This window comes from Serratia sp. HMSC15F11, assembly GCF_001808215.1.
GTDB classification, from domain to species: Bacteria; Pseudomonadota; Gammaproteobacteria; order Enterobacterales; family Enterobacteriaceae; genus Serratia; species Serratia nevei.
Genome location: NZ_KV792431.1, coordinates 1 through 5,553 on the forward strand (window position 1 = coordinate 1; position 5,553 = coordinate 5,553).

Annotated in this window: 4 protein-coding genes and 2 pseudogenes; all 6 read left to right on the plus strand. The window is 34.6% G+C overall.

Annotation, left to right across the window (positions count from 1 at the left end; translation table 11 throughout):
* A pseudogene (locus HMPREF3138_RS08405) lies at window positions 1-209 on the plus strand (ParA family protein); the annotation flags it as partial.
* 68 nt (window positions 210-277) lie between these two features.
* Window positions 278-673, plus strand: a complete 396-nt coding sequence (locus HMPREF3138_RS08410; RefSeq protein ID WP_001708444.1) for a hypothetical protein — start codon at window positions 278-280, stop codon at window positions 671-673.
* Between the two features lie 119 nt (window positions 674-792).
* Window positions 793-2,916, plus strand: coding sequence for a hypothetical protein (locus tag HMPREF3138_RS26220; RefSeq protein ID WP_128339835.1), 2,124 nt, complete (start codon window positions 793-795; stop codon window positions 2,914-2,916).
* Window positions 2,917-2,934: 18 nt separating this feature from the next.
* Entirely contained in the window at window positions 2,935-3,546 is a 612-nt protein-coding gene (locus tag HMPREF3138_RS08425; RefSeq protein ID WP_060647056.1) for a hypothetical protein, read from the plus strand.
* Window positions 3,539-4,195, plus strand: a complete 657-nt coding sequence (locus tag HMPREF3138_RS08430) for a hypothetical protein (RefSeq protein ID WP_064163807.1) — start codon at window positions 3,539-3,541, stop codon at window positions 4,193-4,195. Before HMPREF3138_RS08425 ends, HMPREF3138_RS08430 begins: the two co-directional genes overlap by 8 nt.
* A gap of 127 nt (window positions 4,196-4,322) precedes the next feature.
* A pseudogene (locus HMPREF3138_RS25280) lies at window positions 4,323-5,553 on the plus strand (DUF927 domain-containing protein); the annotation flags it as partial.

The following is a 5,553-nucleotide window of genomic DNA, read 5'->3' on the forward strand; positions in this document are numbered from 1 at the left end:
AACTCGAAACGTATTCAGAAAATCTTGGCTATTCACAGCCCTACATTCGTAAGCGTGTTGCGTATCCCCGCGCTTATGGTAATGGGATCACCATCTTTGATGAGAAGGCCGCATTACCAAACATCACTGATGCCCGGAACGAGTTTGCTCACCTGATTGAAATCATCAAACTGAAAATCAAAGAACAGGCTGAAGCCAAAAAGAAATGATGCTACTATATGATAGTATATACTATTGTATTGTATGATGTTCTACGTGAATTCTGAGAGAAAATGCTATGACAGATACTAAGAAAGACAAAACAGAAAAAAACGCTAAAAAGGGTGCTGCTTGGCTCGATAACTTTGATGATTTTCAGAATGTCTCGCTGGAAACCTCTTTTGCTAAAGATAATGGCACATACTGGAGCTACCGTACAGAAAGCTTAGGTGATATTCAGGCCGGGACTACGCCCTATGTCCGTTCTACGGTCAAAGTCACTAAGCATGATGATGCTCGTTTGATTAACGTCCGTATTCCTGCTGCGCTTGAAGAAAAACTAAAAGAAGTTTCTTTTGATATTCCAATCCCCACTCTTCTTTTAATTTGTGCTGATTATTTAACTGATGAACTCATTAAAGAAAACAAACAAATATTAGCCCTTCCAAAAGAAAGCGATGAACGGAAGATATAAACACGACGAACGGTTGACTTAGGGGTTTATTAATTGTAGTTAATTGTTTACTTTTATAATACTTACTTTAGTAAAAAGTAAAAGTAAGATGAAGCAAACAAATAACAAAGGAGATTTACATGATTAGTTCTAAGATTTTATATTCATACGAAAGGAATGATATTAAAATATCGTGCGGATTGTATAACGAAAAAACATCCGCTAAAGAAAAAGGTATCGGTAGAGCCGGGTATTATGACGCATTAACTGGAGAGCTTATTGAAGCTGAAACTCTTGAAGATGTTATTAAAATAATTGCTCTTCCAGAAGTTGTTGCTGAATACAATGAGCATGGAGATTTAATTCGTTCTTTACCTGCCGATATTGAACAAGTCGTTCGTAATGAGCTTTTGTTTTCCGATGAAAAAATAAAACAGATTAAAATCGGTGAACGCGATGGTAAAAAAATAATTGAAAAGTATCAAAAAGAAGAGAAAAAATATAATGAATATCTTGAAAGGGTAGAGAAATACAAAGAAGACCCAAACAAGAACCCATTACCTTCTACGGCTGTAGCACCGCCAAAGGTTCCTGAGCCATTCATTTACACGAACTCTTACAAAGATGTCTCATCGAAAAATCCAGATGCCGCAATAGAATGCTACCAAATCATTCTTAATCTTGAACATGTTCCTGTTGAAGAAGTAGAAGCTGTATGGAAAGTAGCAACTCATGCGATGGCGCATGATAACTATGTATATGATTATCCTCAAGGCGGTAGTAATACTACGCCTCGCGGCCTGAAAGGAAGACGCCCGGTTATCTTCAATAATATCCATGTTAAACAGGATGCTCCTATACACGGTCAGGCGTATGTTTTTACTCGTGATGTTTCAGAAGCAAAATATGTTCCTTTGACTGACGAGAAAAGAGCGTATTTAGAGAAAGAAGGTAAGTTAGATCTTATAACTTATTTCCCTAATGATAAAAGAGCTTTTGTTCCTGAGCAAAACGGTGTTTATCCGTGGGCTAAATGGTCAAATGCTAAAACAAAACTTCAAGATGAAAAGTTTATGGAAGTTTTCCAAAAACACATCGAAAGAGAGTTAAAGAATGCGGGTTATAATTATCCGTTCACAATGGTTAGTGTTTGTAAAAGATATAAAGATGCTGATAAAGCAGAAGCAGTAAGAAAAGTTCATACTGATTTACCTAAAGCTATAGATACCTATAAAGAAAGCTTTGTTGATTCAACAAAGCTTGAACTTGATCCAGAACATAAACACCATGCTATTTTAAATAAATACAATACTAATATCAAGACAAAACAAAATCAGGCTGCTGATTTACTTGCTCAACTTGAAAAGCTTGAACGTGATATTAATGTTATGGAAGCAGCTAAAGCTGCTGAAATAGAAAACTTATCTCTTAAAGTTGAGGTAAAAGATTTAACAGCTAAAGTATCGGAACTGACTGAACAAACTTCATTAAAAGATGAAGAGATCAATCAACTCAAGGAAGATCTTGAAAAAGAAATAAAGGAAAAAGAAGAGTTCGTTGATAAAAACAATGAATTGTATTTTAAAAACACTGAACTTGAAAAGGAAAAAGAAGAGTTAGCGAAAGAGGTTAAAACGCTTGAGGACGAAAATATAGCGTTAGAAAAAGAGAATACCACTCTTACTGAAAAAGTTTCTGCTCTTGAAGAGAAAAACATCAAGCTTGAAGAAGAGTTAGAAACTCTTGATGCTAATACTACAACGGAGATAAATACTCTCAAAGGTCAGGTTGAATCACTTAATGGTCAACTTGAGAAAAAAGATATTACTCATGCTGCTGATAAAGAAGCTGCTATAGCAGAGTTAAGAAAACAACTTAGTGAATCATTTGAAACTGAAAAACAGGAAGCTTTAGCTAAACTTCGTGAAGAGTTAACGGCTCAGTTTAAAGTGGATAATGAAAAAGCGCTGGAAGCTCAGAAAACGACGCTTGAAGCTGGATTTACATCTGAAAAAACACAAGCATTGAATGAGTTAAGGGAAGAACTTAATAAAAGCTTTGGTGTGAAAGAAAACGAGTATAAAGAAGTAATTAAAGGTCTTAGAACTGAATCCGCTGAAAACTTTGAGTTAGCAAGCACATATAGCCTAAAAATGCGCACATTCTTACAAGAAAATACCGATCTTGTTGAAGAAAACCGTATGCTTAAAAAGCAAATCGAGGATTTTAATAACGGGAAAGAAAACAGACCAAAAAATAAATAATTAACAAAGGAGAACATTATGGAACTATATTTTAACAATATGAGGAATGCTTATGATACGTTGATTTCTGCTATCAGAACAGATGAAATGGTACAGGCTGTCATTAAAAGACAAGACAGCCTTGTCAAAATCATGGAAAAAGCTTCTTCAATTTTTCAGGAACAACAACTTTCGGGTAAAAAAAGAATACTCCAAAATGATAATGACTTAGCTTTAACGATAACAAATATTGGTGTTGAGACTAATTTTAAAGAGATAAACTACTATAAAAATCTTGTTTCTGACACTTTACTTTTTAATCTTGGAATGAAACTTGTCTTTTCTGAAATAGAACAGAGATATGATACTCTTTTCGGTTCATTACGCTCTTATGAAAAAGGCGATTTTGAGTTTCATTATAAAGTCTATAAAACAATCACTGATGATCAAAGAAGCTATTTAAGAGACGTTAGCGGTAATTCTTTAAGTATACTTGAAATGTATTTAGATAAAACAAAAACTAAAAGAGAATACAGCAAAGATAAAATAGAGTTAGCTCTTAGCAGGGTATATAACGCATTATGTGTTTATTATGGTTATCAGTTATATGATACACGATTAAAAAGAGAGGGAAGTTATGAATATGAATAATACTCTTGATTTATCTTCTCTTAGGGAAGAGCTGGAAAAACAGAAAAAAGAGCGTGAAAGGCTGATTACTGAAAATGCTCTGGCAGAAGTAAAACATCAAGCAGCATTGGAAGAAGGAGAAGGGGAGCAATCCCCTTCCACAGAAGAGGCTCAGGCCGTTTCTGTTGACGCTGTTCCTGATGATGTGTTGATGGGTAGCGGAAGCCTGAATAAAGCTATTCTGTGGCGTTGTGCGCGTGATTTCTTCCAACCTAATGTTAAGCTGATAAAACAGTACCAATTTCCGCATGTTGTTATTGAAGAGTCTAAAGACTGTTATGTTATCTACTCATCTGATGTAGAGCTTGCTGTAAGCACGCTTTACGCTCATTTTGATTATGAGATCGCAGCTTTTGGTATCTGTAAAGTAGAAAGCGATAATCAAGAGTATGTGGAAGAAATAATATATCAGGGTGTTTTAAGAGGTTTTAGTGTTTTTCCTTCCATGTTAGAACATGAAAAAGTTGAGCAACAAAAATCTACACTTTTAGCTTTAAAAAGAATTAAGCGTGAAAGGGATGAAGAAAGCGGAATCATGAAAGAAAGCATTAATTCTTTTTTAATGGACTGGTTAAAAAAATCAGAAAAAGGCTTGATGTTGTCAACTTAAAGAAAAAATTATATAATAACTTGGTTTTAGTATTGCTTTATTTAAAAAAATAAAATATATAATAAGTGTTAGTTATTATAAAAAACATAACAAAGGCACAAAATAAAAAGAACGGAGAGTTTTTAATATGAATGAAAAAGATAATGTTTTACAGTTAACGCCAAAAGATTTTAAAAGAGCATTACAAGCTCAGGATAATCCTTGGCGTGAAACAGAAGAATACTCTATCGGTGATGATGGTATTTTTATACGCACCATAAAGACTTATAAAAATGGTGTTGAAGATGTTAAATGGGTTCAGATTCATCCGTTCCCTTTAATGCCTGTTGAAGCTGTTAGTATGCGTGATGAAGAAGTTTTTAAATCCGTATACGACGATAAAGATAAAAAACAGGTATCTTCTAATGATACAAAAACGCATATTAAAGTTAAGTTTCTTGATCTCAATGGTCAGGAAAGCTTTGTTAAAATACCACAATCAGAACTATCACAAATCACTAAACAGTCTGTTTTAGCTAAACGCTGGCCTTTGCCACCTGCTAATAAAATGTCTAAAGTGGCTGACATAATGTTAAAAGTGCTGGCTGATGGTAGAAAAACTGTAGTTTCACCTGCGGGTGTTCAATACGAACCTTGTATAATATCCACTTCAGGATCGGATAATTGCGGATGGGATAAGGGCGAACACATACGAGCTGGGCATCCTCTTTATGTAGGTGATGAAGAGTGTATGACGTTTAAAGCAGGAAGCGCAGAAGTTCAGTTAGATATTTTTAATAACTGGTTTGATAAAGACTTACAGCAAGCTTTTATGGGTGCTTATCAGCAAGCAAGCTATGCATTTGATATTATCTATCGTGCTAACGTTAACTTCATTTTAGAGTTAACAGGTAAGCCCGGTGATGGTAAATCAGCACGTTTGTTAGGTCTTTCTTCTGTTGAAGGTATTCCGGTAAAAGGCATGAACAGAACGTATTTTGATGCTACAGCCTCTTTAGCAGGTTTAGAGCGTCATTTACCGCTGTTAAATAACGGTTATGTCTTGATGGATGAGTTTGATAAAATCGTCAATAATGACGGTTTAAAAGTCGCAACTCAAATGATTTTCCTCATTGCTAATGGTTCGCAAAGGATCATAGCAGAAGCGAATAAAACCACAACAATTAGAAAAAACAGACCTTTTAAACTTGGTGCTATTGTTGCTTCAAACACATCAATAATAGAAAGAATTAAAGGTCATTCAAGCTTCATGGCATTAAAAGACCGTTTTATTGCTATCAGAACTGATGATGATGAGATTACAGGCTTTAGAGGTGATCTAACTATTATTAACGTATGGAAACGTTTATTAGAAGAAA